This window comes from Chryseobacterium phocaeense (genome assembly GCF_900169075.1).
Classification (GTDB): domain Bacteria; phylum Bacteroidota; class Bacteroidia; order Flavobacteriales; family Weeksellaceae; genus Chryseobacterium; species Chryseobacterium phocaeense.
In genome coordinates this window covers 129429-147029 of the sequence record NZ_LT827015.1, presented here as the reverse complement: position 1 = coordinate 147029, position 17601 = coordinate 129429, and the positions used below count along the sequence as shown (strand labels likewise).

General features: G+C 39.6%; 15 protein-coding genes. 3 read left to right on the top strand and 12 right to left on the bottom strand.

All coding sequences use genetic code 11. The annotated features are described in order from the left end of the window. Positions 1–548 precede the first annotated feature (548 nt). The 7 genes from B7E04_RS07465 to B7E04_RS07435 all read right to left on the bottom strand — a co-directional run bounded on the left by B7E04_RS07465 (position 549) and on the right by B7E04_RS07435 (position 8868). A complete protein-coding gene (locus B7E04_RS07465; RefSeq protein WP_080780614.1) occupies positions 549–1568 on the bottom strand; it encodes a tetratricopeptide repeat protein in 1020 nt (339 codons plus the stop codon). After that, positions 1561–3267 carry a hypothetical protein gene (locus B7E04_RS07460; RefSeq protein ID WP_080778100.1) on the bottom strand — a complete coding sequence of 569 codons (1707 nt, stop codon included), beginning with the start codon at positions 3265–3267 and terminating at the stop codon, positions 1561–1563. The genes B7E04_RS07465 and B7E04_RS07460 overlap by 8 nt, the downstream gene beginning before the upstream one ends. Then, complete coding sequence (locus B7E04_RS07455) at positions 3257–5638, bottom strand: hypothetical protein (RefSeq protein WP_080778099.1); 2382 nt, start codon at positions 5636–5638, stop codon at positions 3257–3259. The genes B7E04_RS07460 and B7E04_RS07455 overlap by 11 nt, the downstream gene beginning before the upstream one ends. Further along, positions 5629–6372 carry a hypothetical protein gene (locus B7E04_RS07450; RefSeq protein WP_080778098.1) on the bottom strand — a complete coding sequence of 248 codons (744 nt, stop codon included), beginning with the start codon at positions 6370–6372 and terminating at the stop codon, positions 5629–5631. The genes B7E04_RS07455 and B7E04_RS07450 overlap by 10 nt, the downstream gene beginning before the upstream one ends. Beyond that, positions 6345–7478, bottom strand: a complete 1134-nt coding sequence (locus B7E04_RS07445; RefSeq protein WP_080778097.1) for an AAA family ATPase — start codon at positions 7476–7478, stop codon at positions 6345–6347. The genes B7E04_RS07450 and B7E04_RS07445 overlap by 28 nt, the downstream gene beginning before the upstream one ends. Positions 7479–7481: 3 nt before the next feature. After that, entirely contained in the window at positions 7482–8123 is a 642-nt protein-coding gene (locus B7E04_RS07440; RefSeq protein ID WP_080780613.1) for a hypothetical protein, read from the bottom strand. Between the two features lie 355 nt (positions 8124–8478). Beyond that, a complete protein-coding gene (locus B7E04_RS07435) occupies positions 8479–8868 on the bottom strand; it encodes a VOC family protein (RefSeq protein WP_080778096.1) in 390 nt (129 codons plus the stop codon). A gap of 226 nt (positions 8869–9094) precedes the next feature. Here B7E04_RS07435 and deoD point away from each other — a divergent pair, with 226 nt between their 5' ends. After that, on the top strand, positions 9095–9805 hold the full coding sequence (gene deoD, locus B7E04_RS07430) for a purine-nucleoside phosphorylase (RefSeq protein ID WP_080778095.1): 711 nt from the start codon (positions 9095–9097) through the stop codon (positions 9803–9805). 137 nt (positions 9806–9942) lie between these two features. On the opposite strand, the gene B7E04_RS07425 is transcribed toward deoD, so the two are convergent. The 4 genes from B7E04_RS07425 to B7E04_RS07410 form a co-directional block, all read right to left on the bottom strand. After that, on the bottom strand, positions 9943–10728 hold the full coding sequence (locus B7E04_RS07425) for a TatD family hydrolase (RefSeq protein WP_080778094.1): 786 nt from the start codon (positions 10726–10728) through the stop codon (positions 9943–9945). Further along, positions 10725–11045, bottom strand: coding sequence for a hypothetical protein (locus B7E04_RS07420; RefSeq protein WP_080778093.1), 321 nt, complete (start codon positions 11043–11045; stop codon positions 10725–10727). Before B7E04_RS07420 ends, B7E04_RS07425 begins: the two co-directional genes overlap by 4 nt. Before the next feature lie 122 nt (positions 11046–11167). Next, the gene (locus B7E04_RS07415; RefSeq protein WP_080778092.1) at positions 11168–11818 is read right to left on the bottom strand and encodes a hypothetical protein; all 651 of its coding nucleotides are present in this window, start codon (positions 11816–11818) and stop codon (positions 11168–11170) included. Further along, positions 11805–12533: a DUF434 domain-containing protein gene (locus B7E04_RS07410; RefSeq protein ID WP_080778091.1), complete on the bottom strand. Its 729-nt coding sequence runs from the start codon at positions 12531–12533 to the stop codon at positions 11805–11807. Before B7E04_RS07410 ends, B7E04_RS07415 begins: the two co-directional genes overlap by 14 nt. Before the next feature lie 178 nt (positions 12534–12711). On the opposite strand from B7E04_RS07410, the gene B7E04_RS22360 reads away from it, so the two are divergent. After that, on the top strand, positions 12712–13563 hold the full coding sequence (locus B7E04_RS22360) for a DUF4822 domain-containing protein (RefSeq protein ID WP_080778090.1): 852 nt from the start codon (positions 12712–12714) through the stop codon (positions 13561–13563). A 491-nt stretch (positions 13564–14054) separates the two neighbouring features. Here the strand turns inward: B7E04_RS22360 and B7E04_RS07400 are convergent, their stop codons facing one another. Continuing rightward, complete coding sequence (locus B7E04_RS07400; protein WP_080778089.1) at positions 14055–15101, bottom strand: MBL fold metallo-hydrolase; 1047 nt, start codon at positions 15099–15101, stop codon at positions 14055–14057. Between the two features lie 218 nt (positions 15102–15319). Here B7E04_RS07400 and B7E04_RS07395 point away from each other — a divergent pair, with 218 nt between their 5' ends. Next, positions 15320–17461 carry an outer membrane beta-barrel family protein gene (locus B7E04_RS07395; protein WP_080778088.1) on the top strand — a complete coding sequence of 714 codons (2142 nt, stop codon included), beginning with the start codon at positions 15320–15322 and terminating at the stop codon, positions 17459–17461. Positions 17462–17601: the final 140 nt, after the last annotated feature.

The following is a 17601-nucleotide window of genomic DNA, read 5'->3' as shown; positions in this document are numbered from 1 at the left end:
ACTTATCACTCTTATTTATCGTATTAAATGTTCATTGTTAATTAAAAAATTTTCAATTTTATGGTTATTTTTTTTCATTCTAAATAATTTATGGCCTAAAACACAAGAAACGCCCCGGGTTATCGAGACGTTTCTGCAGTATTTTGTTTAAATTTTTACGGGTTTATTGTAAATAATTTTCAAAGCAAGCACATTTCGCCTCATTCCATATCATCCATTCATATCCGAATAATCCTTTTATTGAAGGGCTATCGCATAGATTTACATTGATATGTGCTCTTTGTAGTGTCATAATTTTTCTGGCGCAAAGATATGAAAAATTGTTTTTTGGAAATGTTATTTTCATTTTTTACATGGCCGGAAAGGTGGCTTCGAGTTCCTCAGCCACCTTTCCGGCCTTTGAGATTTCAGTCTAAAACAGATGTAATTTTCTGATGTAAAGAATACATTCCGGAAAGAACTATAATCGCAGGTGGCTGAGGAACTCGAAGCCACCTTTCTCTATATATTTTAATCTTTAAATGATTAAATCTTTAAATCTTTGAATTTTATTTCCTCAACATCCTGTTCCGTCCCGTCTTAAACCTCGAAATATCTTTCAAAATCACGCTGTCATCAGGATTGAAATGCTTCAGCTCATTAATGATCTCTGAGCGGGTTCCTACTTTTTCAGCAATAATTTCATACGCGATATTGCGGGTTACGGCCTGCAGTTTGGGATCTTTTTTAAACTCATGCTTCATGGCTTCAAGATAGATGACCTTTTTGTACGATGGTGTTTTCAGATAAAGGTCCTGAATTTCCGTTTCCAGTTTTTTGATATCAAAAACATTGGCAAAATAATTATTCAGGCAGTTGAATGAGTCTTTATCTTCTTCCCAGCCCTGCAGTAATATTTTTTGCGCTTCCTCCGGCTGCTCCATTTTTTTGCTGTAAATCAGGGAAGCTTTTACCATCTGGCTGTTGGCTGAATAATCGTCCGCCACCATCTGATAATAGGTATGGGCATTTTTTAGATCATTAAGTTCCTTATACAAGTCTCCTACCTTTTCTTTTTGCTGCATTTCTTTGTACAAATCAATAGCCTTTTTGTATTGTTTGGCTTTTTCATAGCAGGATGCGGCTTCGGACTTGTTATTTAGTTTTTTGAGATAAACTGCAGCAGCTTCATTATAGAAACCTCCGTTTTCGAGTGTTTTTGCCCCACGGAAATTGTCCTGAAGAAGGTTCATATATACTTTAGCGGCTTTTTTATAATCTTTCTCAGCAATGTATTTTTCGGCGAGCTCTTCGTATTTATTTCTGATCTTGTCAAACAACGAGGTTTCCAGATAGAAATTTCCGCCGCCCGATTCTCTCCTTCCTGAATTCTTAGTATTCCTTTCTTTATCTTTCAGGGCTGTGATCACCATCATGACGATAAAAGCGACAATAAGGAAAATGATCAATGTCCCGATAACACTCCATATACTTTCGTGAAAAAGCTGCGCCCCGATTCCTATGATCTTAAACACCGTAAGAATCATAAATGCAATCAGGAATTTGTCTATAAATTTCTGTCTATTCATCATCATCCGGTTTTAAAATGGTTTTATCTTCACTGAACAGGCGGTAAAGAAGCATAAGAACAAAAAAGACCAGAATCCATACGAACCAGTTGTATCCGAACATTTTTATCAGCGGATAAAACAGATACACCAGCATGGAGACAAGGACAACAGACAAAACAATCTTGATCCAAAGCGGTACATTATCGCCACCAAGATTGAGGGATTTCCTTTTGAAAATAAAAGAATAAATTCCCACCGCCCCGAACATGAATATCACAAGATACAGGATGTCTGAAACCTTTGTTTTTTCGTGAGCGTTATTTTCACCTGACTCAATAGTTGCTGTTTTTGAATCTTTAACTCGGGTTGGCGGAAGCGCTGTCATATCAAGCGTTCCGTAGAGGCGTCCGAGAGAATCCGCCATGAGTACCTGCTTTTTCTTTAGTATAAATTTTACAATTTCCCCATTAACCGGTTTTCCCTTTGTATATTGCTTTAATGAATCTGAAATCCGGCGCTCCATTTTAGCTTCCTGCTGAACCAGATGCTTTGTTATTTTTTTTGAGTAAACAATTTTCAGGGAATCGCGACTGTTCTGCTCTCTGGAATTGAGTTTTTCAATATCATTTCCCACTTCTCCCAGGTTACGGCCTCCTGATTTTTTATATTGATCCCTTTCATTTTTATCTTTCGACATGGCTGCTCCTGCCGCTGTATATTCGCTGGAAAGTTTTTTACGTTCTTTTCCGTAAATAGAATCGATTTTCATGTCGATGTCCGTCACTCCGGACTGGTAAGCGATCATATCTGCCTGCGATGTTCCCTTCCCGTTCATAATTTTCCCGGAAGAAACCAGGAAATCTTCTTCCTGGGTCTTTTCTTTTTCTGAAGGCATAAAAATTCTGAAAAGTATGGCAATCACCACCACACTCCAGAATATCCACCGGAAGTTCCGGCTTCCCGCAGACTCTTTCTGAGCGCCGGGTCCTCCAAACAAAGCACTGAACCAACTTTCTCCGAAAGTCAATTTTCCAAAACCATCACCGCGTGAAGTTCCCATAATATCCAGCGGCACCCCTAATTCTACGGCCCTGTCAGGATATTTTTCTATATATTTTAAATACTTTTCAATTTCTTTTTTATTCCCTGCCATTACCTTTTTAAGGTCAAAAGGCAGATCTTTCATCCATTCTTCTTCATTCTTTGGCTGTTGAAGACTGTTCAACACCTTTTCATCATTCATTTCCACCATGAAGCTTTCAATATGCTTAGGAATGGTAACGCCATTTGATGGTTTTCTCACATTTCCCAGGGAAATTTCAGGTTCCCTGATCACGGAAAGCCAGTCGATTTCTTCAGTCAGTTTTACCAAACCGAACTCCGGGTGCATCACCATCAGGCGTGAATTCATCGATTGCCAGTCTTCGGGATTGATCTTCGGATAAAATATAGTGTTTTCAGGGATAAAAAGCCGGTCGTCCACAGACTGGAAATAAGCGTTTTTTCCAATTTCCTGAGGAGCTTCACCATAAAAAACCAACAGACATCCGTACAGCACATTAGGCTGATCCGCCGGTATAGCATAGGATTTAACTGTATTGAGATCTATTCCCAGCAATTCCATTTCGTAAAGCCATGCCAAAGGTGAGGGATCTTTAATCAAGAGCCCTTTCTTAGGATATGTATTTTTCGGAAAAGGTTTTATTCTAAGCTCCATAATCCAGGATCTGATCAATAAATGCTGTTAAATACGTGGAATACATTTCTTCCATGGTCTTTACTTTCAGCAAAGTCTGTTTCGGAAGGTAATATTCCGATCCGCCATACTCGGTATGGGTGGCCAGGGCCAGAAATCCATATTCCGTAGAGGGAATATAAAATGTAGGAATCCCGGTATTACTGCTTTTAAAAGTAAGCATTCCACGGGAATCCGTAATCACCTCACTGCCGTCCTGAAATGTAAATCTATTTTTATTCTGTTCCGCCAGAATCTTAACGGTGTGTCTGTTTTTATAAAGATTCAGGGAATTATCATATAATCTGCACAATTCATTTCCTGAAATCACCAGATTATTATTTTCATTAATTCCCATTCTGTTAAAATTGCTGATGATTTTCATTCCGCTGCGGTTCAGCTTAGCAACTTCAGTCTCGGCTTTTGCCACATTCTTGTCTATTTCGCCATCATCATTGAAAACCTGTTCTACAAAAACATTTCCTTCTAAACTGATCTTATAGAGAGAAGAATTCGTAGGCTGATGCAGGTAAAAATTTTTCCCAAAATAGATCAGATGGTAAGAATTGGGGATATTCAGTCCGGTCACGTTCTGTTCTGAATATTCTTTGGTATCCAGATTAAGCTTTGACACCAGCTTTTTATCAGCCTGATACTGACATAAAATAAATTGCTGCTGCCTGTTCTTAGCCAAAGCAAACTGTCCTCGTGGTTTCACGGAAATATCTTCGATCAGCACTTCGCTGCCGTGATAGGTTTTATAATAGTCATATGAATTCCTGTCATAATAATTATCCGAAAGATAGGTTTTCAACAGCTGCTTTTTTGAGCTTAAAATATAAAATTCGCCTTCGTATAAAAACCGGGCAATGGTATTGGACGGAGTTGGAAACAGGATCGGGTAATTTTGCGGAAGATCTGTTTTCTTTCCATTAATCTGAGTTGTTTTTTGTGGCCGTTGTGGCGGATTGGCCCATAATTCCTGAAGGGGAAGCCTGATTTTCTGAATATGTTTTCTGGCTCCCTTATGGTGTTTATAAAAATTCAGCTCGCCGTCTGAATCCGTCGTGATCAGGAATTTTAACCGGTCTCTGTTTTCGTGGATTACTTTACGGATTTTCTCATTTGTAAGGTTTTCCCGGTGGGTAATGAAAAATACTTCAAGGTCCTTTTCAGTGCGCTCTTCGTTAAAAAACTTTTCCAATGCTTCTGAAACTTCCAAAACAGGACTTACCTGATTGAGATTTTCAATAACATATTCAGGCTTATCCAAAGCAACCGGAACAGATGCCTGTCCCAATGCAAAAACTTTACATTCCGAATGGGCTTTCGGATGTCTTATCACTGCAATCGCCGATGCAAAAGCCAATACTTTAGGGGTTCCCCAGTTTTTCAGGGAAGTATCAATTAAAATAATCCGTTCGAAAATATTTTCTTCGGGCGGGATTTCTCTTTGGATGTACAGCGCTTCGTTATTCGCAACCCGGTTCATAAAGACTTCATCATCATTTGCAAATTCGGAAAGAAGCATTCTTTGGAGGTCGCCTTTATTGGCCATATCAGAAATTCCTCCAATGGGCTGTTCTCCCGGTGATAAATGCCGCATAGGAATCCTCAGTCCGCTCCAGATCCTTTTGATGAGGCTGCCTACCTGAAACGTTTTAGGCTCTTCGATCAGCTGCTGAATAAAATCTTTGTTTGTTTCCACGGTTGTTTCCTCCTCCACTACTTCGTCATCCAGTTCCGGCTCATCCATATGATCCCGCATGGCATCCATGATAGACTGGGTAGTGGGGAATCTTTCATTCAAAAGATCAAGGGTACTTAAATCTCTGTTGATGGCGGACGGCCCCGCGTATTTTTTTTGGGCACTTACTCCGAGCATGTGCGGCCTTTTGTAATAATTCGTGAGAATCATTTCTGCTTTTCGGGGAGAGAGTCTGTTATGAGAATCCTGAAACAGGGTGTGAAGCAATATGATCCTGTTCTGGCCCTGTTTATATACTTTATTTAAGGATTTTATTTTTTCCAGGAACTCAATACTTTTTTCAGCTGTGAAATCAAAATTTCCGATGCTGTGAAAATTAGCCGTATGCTTCAAAGGGCCTGCAAAATCCGTGTAGCCTTCCTGCATGGCATAGAGAACCATCAGCAATGCACCAAACGGAGGCCATCCCAGCGGCTGAAGCTCTTTCAGGATCTCCATCACATAAGGCCTGTAGGCTATGGCCCCTACACCCGGAATCGATATGAGGTTATGATTATAGTAACCGGCATCTCCGGCGATATCCTCGTCGGTCTCCCACTCCCAAAAGTAGTTTTCATATGACTGGAAATATTCGTTTAAATCCATTCTTTTGTTTTTTCAGTAAGGCGGAATGAACTTACGGACAGTGGCCTCAGATCTTCTTTTTTAACGGGAAGATAAGTTCCGTCTTCATTCCATAAAAGCCATTTATCCGACTCTTTATTATATTGCTGCTTCAGAAGGAGACTCAGGTTTTTAAATTCAAAATCATAACCTGCAGGCAGGAGATGTCCGTCTTTTTCCCAATAGGTTTTCCCGGGAAGGCTTAATAAAGGAATTCCGAGAAATAATGCCTTATCATTAATCACCGTCCATTCTATTTTTTCAAGCTTAAAATCCGGCTGTGCAGGAATGCTTTCCTTAATTTCTGACAGGATGCTTAATAATGCAGCAGCAGGATGTTCTTCGGTTCCGGGTTTTAATCTGACCTGAACTTTTTCCTCGATTCCAAAATAGTTCTGGTTAGAAACCGGGAAAGTAAGGGGTAATGCTTTATGTATGGGTGACCAAAGCAAAGCCGTTCGCATTTTTTTGGTTGGAACCAGTGCTTCTTTTTTAAACAAAAGTCCGTCACGCAACTCATACAGTACAAAATCAGGCATTTGCCGGATTTCCGGAGATTCAGCCTGTTCTGCGGTAAAACCTTTCAGCCACAGCGTATCTTCATCCACTGCGATCTGCACATTTTTCCAGTCCCTGACAGCGCCCAGAAGATCTTCATCAACCCGGGGAAGTTCTGCCCGGAATTCTTTTACACACTTTGAAGGATCTTCTGCCATAAGCTTTCAATTTCTTGCCGGATATATTCTTTCTGCTCGGGGTTTCTGATCCAGTCGCAGCGGGTCTGCAGGTATCTCAGTTTATCCTTGATTACATTCTGCTCTTCAAAGCTGAGCATGCCGCCGTTCCATTTTTCCACAAGAATCTTTACATCCTTCATCACTTCTTCCGGATTGGGTGTTTTGTTCTGCATGGCCTGCGGATGGGATTTCGGATGGTCATCTTTTTCAATGGTCCTGTTGATGATCCCTTCCAGGATCTCAATCTGTTCTTCCGTATCCCAGATATGCTTGAGCACCCACAGATCGGAGAGTACGGCTTCGTTTCTTCCGCAGATGAGTGCGCTGGCTGCAATCAGGTTTTGTAATTTTACAGCTCTACGGTCAGAAATTGCAATTCCTGTGTTTCGCAAGCTGATGATGGTATTCAGATATACTTCATAAATGGGTCTGAGATCCACTGTTTTACAAAGATTCTGAAGTTCCCTGATCTCATCTGCATGAATTTCGGGGATTTCGGTTTCTGTTTCGTTTTCAAGCTTTCTTCCTGCAAGAAGTACCTGCTGAAGAAGCTCTGGATTTACATAATCTACATTGATTCTGACCAGAAAACGGTCAAATAACGCATTCAACGATTCATCTTCGGGAAGGACGTTGCTCGCTCCCACGAATATGAGAGCCGGTAATTTTTTGGTTTCTTTTCCTCTTTTGAAAATCTTTTCGTTCAAAGCTGTCAACAATGAATTCAGGATCGCTGAATTGGCATTGAAAATTTCATCCAGAAAAACCAGTGAAGCTTCAGGCATCATGCCTTCAGTATTAGTGAGCAGTTCTCCTTCTTTTAATTTCCGGATATCAAATGGACCGAAAATTTCATTCGGTTCTGTAAAACGGGTTAATAAATACTCAAAGTTCCTGCCGTCTTTTACGGTTTTGGCCAGCGTTCTTACAATAGCCGATTTTGCAGTACCCGGTGGCCCGTACAAAAACGCATTTTCCCTGGCCAGCAGACATATTCCCAACAGATCCACTACATCATTTTTCCCAACAAAGGTATCTTTTACGTAGCTGAGAACGGTATTAAGTTTTGTGATATTTTGAGTCATTGACTATTCTTCAGTTATTATTTTTAATTCTTTCCAAAATGAGTCTTTGTACATCCCGAATTCTGCGATAAGCAGTTGATTAATGTACGGAATTTCGGCAAGTTCATAAGCTTTCTTCTTTACAATTCTTTCGAGATATAATTTCCGGTACGTTTTATTCATCAGCTCCTTCTCCCAGTTGATCTTTTCCAGATTAAGATGATATCCAATCCCCGAATAATGAAAATGCGTAAGAATATCTTCCAGAATCCCGACCAAAGGATCATGAGGATCAGCAGCATGCAGTAGAGATACAATCTGAGGCAAAAATCTTAATGATAAATCAGCCGATAAAACAGAGGGAACATCTGATGCGATTTTCAGCTTCGGTATCAGTTTATCAAGATCTTTTGCCGTATTTTCCCGGATGAGATACAGCTGTGCACTGTGATATAAAACTTTTGCCGCCCAAACCGCCGCTTCTTTATGGCATTCTATTTCCTGAGATAAAAATTCCAGTCTCTCTTTTTCAAATTCTGTCTCGAAATAATCCCCGGCTTCCATTTCCTCTTTTTTTGAGATCTCCTGCAAATTTGAAAAAACAGTCATGCTTCCACTTTTTCGAAGCAGAAAAATAGTATCTAAAAAAGGCGATCCCTTTTGCATCATCTAACAAAAATAAAACTATTTCACAGAGAATAAAATTTTTATGGGAATGATTGATAATATCTACAATATTTAAATAAACTGAGTTCGGGATAAGAATTTAAGATGAAGTGGCTGGAAGTTGGAAGAGGGAGGCCGGAAGTTAATACAGGTACTCCTATCAAAAACCAGCTATGGAATCTGATCAATCTTGTTTTAAAAATTATAAGTTGCTTTAAAGTTCTTTTTTCAGATCTCAACAACTTCCCTCTTCAGCCTTCAAACTTCCTGACCATATTATAAAAACAGAAATGTCTAACTTTTAATTTTCAAGTTTTAGTTTTCGGCGGCGGCTTCGCCGCCGAAAACTCATCAATCACTCCGTTATTTCAATGATATTGTTTTCAGGATCCAGAATAACACTTTCATAGTAGCCGTCGCCTGTTGTACGGGGCTCTGCAGCGATGGTGTACCCGTCTTTTCTTAAAGCTTCCGTCAGTTCATCTACTTTTTCTTTACTTCCGGTGGAAAAAGCCAGATGAATTATTCCGAACTGCTGAGCATCATAGGAATTACTGCTTTCCTTAATGTCCGGTCTGTTCATAATTTCCAGACGGCTGCCATTATCAAAACTTAAGAAATAAGACTGGAAATTTTTTACCGGATTGTGGTATTTTTCATTGGAAACAGCTCCGAAATATTTCTGATAGAATTCCCTGATCTTTTCCAGGTCTTTCACCCAGATCGCAATGTGTTCAATTGTCATTGTGGTTTGTCTTTAATTTTTACTAAAATAATCAGAAGCTGTTGCTGCTGCTACTGCTGTATTGTTCTTTTCTGATGCTGTGTTAGCCGGTGATCATCTATTGTCATTCAGGAAGGTTAATCATATCTGGCCGAAATTTATATATTAAAAACTTACTGTATTGAACCAAAGTCCTTTAGATATTTCCATCTAAAAGTTGTTATCTTTGTCCCTTCAAAATAACATTATGAGTATTCACATCAGTGCAAAAAAAGGAGAAATTGCCAAAGTAGTATTGCAGCCGGGGGATCCGCTTCGTGCACAATATATTGCTGAAAATTATTTGGAAAATGCTAAACTGGTAAGCAAAACAAGAGGAATCTTTTATTATACAGGTCTTTACAAAGGTAAGGAAATTACTGTAGGAGCCAGCGGAATGGGCTTCCCGAGCATCGGGATCTATTCTTTTGAATTATTTACAGAATATGAAGTAGATACCATCATCAGAATCGGAACGTGCGGAGCATATACTACAGATCTTAAGCTTTTTGATATTTTAAATATTGAAAAGGCAGCGAGTGAAAGTACATATGCAAAATATGCCTGGGAAATTGAGGATGAGATCCTTTCACATCAGGGGAATATCTTCGGAACGATTAATGAAACGGCTCAGGAATTATCTTTGGCTGCTAAAGCGATCAACGTTCACAGCAGCGATATTTTCTACAGAAAAGATCAGAATATTCCTGCTATTGCTACAAAATATAACTGTCCGGCTGTAGAAATGGAAGCTTTCGGATTATTTGCGAATGCCCAGTATTTAGGGAAAAATGCCGCTACCATCCTTACGGTAACCGATATTATTCCTACCCACGAAAAAATTTCTGCCGACGAAAGAGAAAAAGCCCTTAAACCTATGATGGAGCTGGCTTTGGAATCTGCGTTGAAAAGTCTTTAGAAGGCAAAAAAGCTAAAAGGCAAAAGGGCAAAATCGCTAAAGTGAAAAAGGTAAATGGACAGACTGGGCAAATTTGCTTATCAGCCCATTTGCTTTCTTTGCCCTCTTTGCTTTTTAGCCTTTTCGCTCTTTCGCCTTTAAAGTTTAAAAAACTCCCTCGCCGTTTCAGTCGTTTCATCCGCTACTTCAGAAATATTTATTTTCTTCAGGTGGGCAATCGTCTGTGCTACATACGGCAGAAAAGACGGTTCGTTTCGGCGGTTCTGCATCCGCGGCATATTTTTGGGGAGCATGAAAGGAGCATCCGTTTCTATCATCATCCGGTCTAGCGGGGTGTATCGGATCACGTCTTCAAGGTGTTTAAATCTCTTCTCATCACTTATGGCTCCTGTGAATCCTAAGTAAAATCCCTTATCAAGATAGATTTTCGCTTCATTCAATGTTCCGGTAAAGCAGTGTACAACGGCTTTCGGTAGTTTGGAAAGATATTCATCTGTGATTTCATTGAATCTTTTGAAAGCCGATCTTTCATGAAGGAAAAGAGGTTTACCAACTTCTATTGCCAGTTCAAGCTGAGCTTTGTAACATTTTTCCTGAATGGGTCTTGGTGAAAAATCCCTGTCAAAATCCAGGCCGCATTCGCCTACTGAGATCACATGATCCAGTTTCAACAGGTTCCTGAGTTCAGGAATGCTCTGCGGGCTAAAAGATTTTGCATCATGAGGATGAATTCCTGCCGTGGAAAATAAAATTCCGGGATACTCTTCTGCAATCTGAGCAGATTCTTTACTTCCCCTTATACTTGTCCCGGTAAGGATCATTTGATCTACGCCGTTGTCCAGTGCGCGATTGATAATTTCTTCGTGTTCATTATAGAACTGTTTATTGGTCAGATTAATGCCAATATCAATATAGGTGTTCATTTGTTTTTTTGTTTCTTTTTCATAAAAAAATGTCTTATGATGTGAGATCCTTTCAAGACATTTCTGCATTCTTTTTCGGAATAGAATCCGCGATAATCGGACTGCTTTCTTCCATTGGTTTCTTTAGTAACTTTTACCCAGATTATTTTACGTTTGTTCTTCCTTGCTTTTTTGAACCTGAAAGTTTCTCTTAAGCGATCTTCAATATCACCTTTTTCAGTCCTTCTCCATTTTTTATTCCCATACTTCCTTAGATCCTGGGAAATTTTCCCATACTCACCGGCTCTGAAATTACCTTTATTGTAAATATTTCTCATCTGCTATTTATGTTTAAAAAGGAAACAGGCAGGATTCGAATTTGTATAACAAACCCATAGCTCCGGTTTACAGCCACAAAATTATTTATCCGATACGCAATCTTTTTACGCAGTAGAGAATCTTACTCATTAATAAATTTTTCCAGAAAGCCAATCAGCTGCTTCCCGCCATGACTCCAGCGAATGCCGTGACCTTCTTTTTCCCGAACTTCAAAAACCAGCTCATGCTTATAATGGTAAAAAACATTCCACCAGGTCCTGTGGTCTAAAATATGGCTGATCTTTTCCATTACCTTTTCCTGCTTCTGCTGATTATTCCCTTTGACTTCGTCCCAGAACTGATCATCGGTTCTTCCGGTATGTTTTTCCCAGGCTCTCTGCGCCATGGTTATTTCACTGTTAAAAGGTTTCCGGCAGGCTTCAAGCAAAATATTTTGTAAAGGAGGAATCGCATTTTCATCACGGATGCTTGCGGAAGTGAGACGCTGTCCCAGAACATCAAGCCAATGCTCAAAAGGAATTTTTTCAAGCTGCAGTGCTTTTACCTCATCAGCAGTATTGTTCTGAAACAGATTGATGAATAAATTAAAGCTTTTTTCCCGGTCTATCTTTATTTCTTCATTAAAATACGGCAGTTCCCATTCCAGCCGGTTGTTCTGAAATTTTACCATATTGTTTTCCATACCGGACAGATGTTCTTCAGCTAAGATAGCTCCATATTTTTCTTTCCATGAGTCTGACAGGAATGGAAGATAGGGTTTAAACAAATCCATTTTCACCTGTTTTTATAAGATTAGCGTCAAGATTTTCCTCTGAAATCAGATATCCGATAAGATTGAACCATTTTTCACAGTGATCCAGTTTCCATGCATCTGAAGACACAGCGATCTGTGAATTTTCAACTAAAAATTTATCCGGATTGTATTCCAATGCAGCTTCCCAATCCAGATTATTTTCTGCAGCAAAATCAAGGATGATCTGCTTGATTCTTCCACTGTTGGAAACGGGTTTGTCAAAGATCCAGATCAGTTTCTTTACTTTCGTTTTCTGAAAGAATACCGCGATAAGCTCCACAGCTCTTAAAGTCTGATTCACTCTTTTATACGTTCCGTGAACACCCGAAAGATCGCGGAAACATCCGTCCAGTCCTTCAAAAATATAAGCTCCGGAAAGCAGACTTTCCATCAGAATCAACACATTGAAACCGTCCAGATAAAGAACCTTATCTTCAAGTTCTGTGATTTCCATCTGCCTCAGTTTTCTTTCCTGCCGCTGCTTTTCTGATGCAGAAGCACCCCGCAGCGCCTGGATCTGTCGTGTTTTCAGTTTATAACGGTTTCCTACCAGTTCAGAGGACGCTTTTTCAGGATAATCCCGGCTCAACAGATAGCGCATATCCTGAACTGCCATTCTCAGCCTGGCAACTTGTTTTTCTGAGCCAAACAATGCATCATCTCCTGTATTTTTCCCGCGGTTCCTGTTATTCATATTCAAAAATAGTTTTTTAAACGGATATAATTACTGCATCAGGTTTTAAGGGTAAGGTATTTTATCATTAAGTAAATTCTGAAAACAGGGAGTTATACATTTTACAACAAAAGGAATATTTCATACAACATTTTGATTTTCATAAGGAATATGTTTGCAGGGAATAAAAATATCGATTATGAATATCCTGAAAAAATTAGGTTCCCTGTTTACAGCAGTACTTATGCTTACTGCTTTTGTATCATGCTCTGATAACGATGATATAATGCCGGAACCCCTCACGCCCTCACAAGTTCTTTCGTCCACTCCGTGGGAAACCACAGGAGCCAGAGATAACAATGGGAACCCAGTATCCCTGACAAATACCAGTGTAGCCGGATTTGTAGGTTTTGCCTACTTTAAGGCTGACGGAAATTTTGCGATCTATAATCTTAACGACGCCCTGAGATCCAGAGGCACATGGTCCGTAGATCCTGAAGGAAAAACCAGAACCATTACCGCCCTTAATCCAGACGGTACTTCCATTTTCAGCCGTGTGGTAGATATTCTTGTCCTGAATGCCAATGAATTCACCTACAGGATTCGTACAAATCCATCTGATCCGTCTGTGTATTATGATATTATCCATACAAAAACAGCCCATGCTGAACCGACCAACGGGCAGCTTATTCTGGCTTCCACACCGTGGGAAACAACCGGAGCCAAAGACCAGAACGGAAATCCGGTAGCGTTAACGGATGCCAGTGTCGCAGGATTTGTAGGGTATTCTTATTTCAAAGCCAACGGAACGTTTACCATTTACGGACTGAATGATGTTCTGAGATCACAGGGAACATGGTCTGTTTCCCCGGACGGTAAAAAAAGAACGATCACTGCGCTGGATGCCAATGGAAATGTGCTGTTCACACGGGTTGTTGATATTCTTACGCTGAATAATTCGGAATTTACCTACAGAATCATTCCCAATGCGGGAAATCCTTCTGTATATTATGATATCATCCATACCAAAGTGGCTCATCAGGAACCATAGGTATTTGTTTAGTTAGTTGTTGATGAATGGAAGACTCCGGCCCGGAATCGGGCCGGAGTCTATTTTTTTATTGTTTCATGCTAATTCATATCTGAATAGGATTTTCTGAAACATAGGAAAGTTTATCGTAAGGTTTATTTTCTGAATGTATATTTTAAGGTAGCAAAGAGGAATCAATCTTCGATTGATTTGACTAAGCGTATGTTTTGTAAAAACTTTATATGTATGAGTGTTTGATCAATATCATCCTATTTAATCTGAGTTCGGGATAAGACATTTCTGTTTTTATCATACGGTAAGGAAGTTTGAAGAAGGAAGAGGAAAGTTGTTGAAGTCTGAAAAAAGAACTTTAAAGCAATTTAATTTTTAAAGCCAGCTTGATCAAATTCCATGATTGGTGTTTAATATGAATGTCTGATATTAACTTCCAGCCTCCCTCTTCCAGCTTCCAACCATTTTACCTTTAATTTCTTATCCCGAACTCAGGTTATTTACATCAGCTCCTGCCACCATTTTTTCCATGAAACCTCTCCCAGTTTATCAAGATTTGCTTTTTCTCCGATCATGGGAAGAGTAATGGGAGTGCTGTTTTCTTCCGCATATTTTGAAACCAGTTCCAATGGCTCAAACCATGGATGCTGAGCGAGTTTAAATTTTGAATGATGAACCGGGATGAAATTTCCGGCTTTCAATTCTTTTACTTCCTGGATGATCTGCTCCGGCAGACTGTGGATATAAGGCCATTTTTCGTTGTACTGTCCGCATTCCATTACGGCAAGATCAAACGGACCGTATTTTTCTCCGATTTCTGTAAAATGGTTGCCATAACCGCTGTCCCCACCGAGAAACAGTTTTTTGGATGGAGTCTGAAGGACAAAGGATGTCCACAATGAAATATTCCTGTTCAACAGCCTTCCTGAGAAATGTCTTGCCGGCGTCAATGTGATCGTAAAACCATCCGCTAAATCAACACTTTCCCACCAGTTCTTTTCTATAATTTTTTCTGTGTCCCAGCCCCAGTACTCAAAATGCTGTCCGGTACCCAGTCCGCAGATAACTTTTCCTGTTTTATCTTTCAGGGCATGAACTGTTGAATAGTCAAGATGGTCCCAATGATCATGGGAGATCAGAAGAAAATCAATCTCCGGCATATCTTCCGGCCTGTAATGATCTGATCCGGCGAAAGCTTTTATAGAACCCGGCATTGGGGAAGCATTACCGCTGAATACAGGGTCTACAAGAAACCTTTTTCCATCAATCTGAATGAAGTAGGAACTGTGCCCAAACCATACGAGTACATTTTCATAGTGTTGAAGGTTTTTAAGGTCTGTTATAACGAATGGCAAAGGTAGCTTTGGACTTACATTTTCTATTTTACACAAGGTCTGCAGAAGCAGTTTGGTCATACTTTCCCCTTCCAGAAGGGCGGGTGTAGGGAGTATATTCTGAAATTTTCCGTTGGTATAATTGGCCAGCGTACTGAAATAGGTCTTTCTTTTTTCATTGGGGAACTGTCCCATCTGTTTCTTTAAATTCATTCTCTTGTTTTTTGTTCTGAGCTTTAGCCGTTATCAGAATACTAAATATAAGAATAGATTTCTTATTTATATCATGAACGTACCAATGAACATTTTACTTTATCAGTCTTCATCATTTTAATCATAAAAGATCATACTGTTAACTTTTTATTTATTTTTTGAATCTGATGTAACGAAGTTGCACTTATAAGTGTCTTATTGGTGAAATATCATTTTGAATGAAAATAATTATATCTTCGATTGCTTTATTAATGGGGTCTTTAGTTTTTGCCCAGGCTAAAAATGACACCATCAAGCAGAAGGAAAATCAGATAGAAGGGGTTACACTTACCGCAAGAAAACCTACCGTGGAATCAAAAGCGGACCGAACGGTTTTTAATGTATCCAACAGCTCTATCCTGGCAGGAAATACCACATGGGATGTTTTGAGGATGACGCCTTTAGTGAGTATTGATAACAATGATGCCATAAAAGCAGAAGGAGAATCGGTGACGGTTTATATTAACGACAGAAAATCTGTTTTTACAGGGAAGGAATTAAAGGAATATCTGAAAACTATTCCTGCGGACAACCTGATGAAAATTGAGGTGATCACCAGCCCTTCTTCCCGCTATGAGACAGCCGGATCGGTTATCAATATCGTCCTGAAAAAAAGAGATGATGAAGGAATTAAAGGAAGTGTAACCTTCAACAACAGGCAGAATACCAAAAACTCACAGTATACCAACCTCAACCTAAATTACCATAAGAAAAGTTTTACACAAACCCTGATCGGAAGTTACGGCGACAATACGTATTTCCAGAGAAATACCAGTCTCAATTCCCTGTACAAAGACAATGATGTCACCAATATTGTCAATGAGACCCTTGGAAAAAGTAAAAACCCATCTGTATCTTCCACTTCCGAATATGAGCTGAATGATAAAAATACAGTAGGCCTTATCCTGGAGTATTATCAGAGTAAAAATATTTCCAATTCTGATGCCGATTTTGAGAGAACCCAGAATGGTACACTATACCGTTCCTACCATCAGGATCAGGATGTAAACGGCCGTTTCCGCACATTGGGGACCAATGCCTTCTATAAATATTATGATAAGGAAAAGAACCGGATCCTGGACGTGAATATAGGTTCCAATTACAATTCCCAGAAAAACCTGAATGAATTTTTAAGAACTTCAAATATTTCATCGGAAATCAATCAGCTTGGAATAGATTCTCACGAACAGACCCGAAATTATTATCTGAAGATTGACTATACCCAACCTCTGGGAAAAGGCGGCAGCTTTGAAGTGGGTGGAAAAATGGATTTCAATAATAATGTAATTCCTAACCACCTCACCGGAAATAATGCCGATAACCTTCGTACCAATGATGTATTCCACTACGAAGACAATATCAATTCCCTCTATGCGAACTACAGCAAAACTTTGTTCGAAAAGCTGGAAACCAGAATCGGGATCCGCTATGAGCATATTGATTTTAAAATGAGAGAGGATATTGCCGGTACTTCAAGAAAGGATTCTTACGGTACATTCCTTCCCAATGTATTACTTAAATATTCTTTCTCGGAAAAATATGACCTGACTCTTACTTATAACCGTAATTTATGGCGCCCATGGTATGCGGAATTCAATCCATTTCTGGTTCCTACGAATGACGGAACCTTCTCCCGCGGAAATATGGATCTGGAGCCGAACCCAAGCCACAGGCTGTATATGAAATTCGGATTCAAGAAAAAGTACTTCCTTTCCGCAAGGTATATGTATACAGACCAGGATTACTGGACTACTTTTGTGGAAGAAGCCGGCAAAACGGTTACCCTGCCTGCCAACCTGAATGGAAAAGTTCAGAAATATTATCTTTTTGCCAATACCAACCAAACCTTTCTTAAAAATAAGCTGAATGTGAATGTAGGCGTCGGATGGTATTATATCGATAACCATGATTTTAACGAGGTGAATAAGCTTGAGAGCAAAAATTACATCAGTTATATGGGGGCATCAGCCAATCTTTCCTATACGAATCTTTTTAATAAGAATATTAACCTAAGCGCATGGGTGGAACTTTCTAACCAGAACAACGGAAACTCTTTCGCCAATAAAACGAATATTTTCCATAACATCTCTGCTACCAAAATATTCCCGAAAACCCAGGTGGAAGTAAGCCTGCAGCTGATGAATATTTTCAGCAGACCTATTTTCGACAATACCACCTATAGCCAAACGGGCACTTTCAGATCTGCGATGAGGTCGGACTGGTACGGATTCTCACTTTCGTTCGTGAAACGTTTCGGAAACCAGAAAGTAAAAGGAAATACCAAAACCGATGTAGAAAAAAACAGCGGCGGCGGAAAGTAGGAAACGGACATTGCACATCCTGAAATCATAAAAGGTAAGCAACAAATAATAAAAACAGCAGAAATCCTGGGATTTCTGCTGTTTTTATTTAATACTACAAGAAGCCGTTCGAATACAAAGAAGGAATCATTATTGATTTG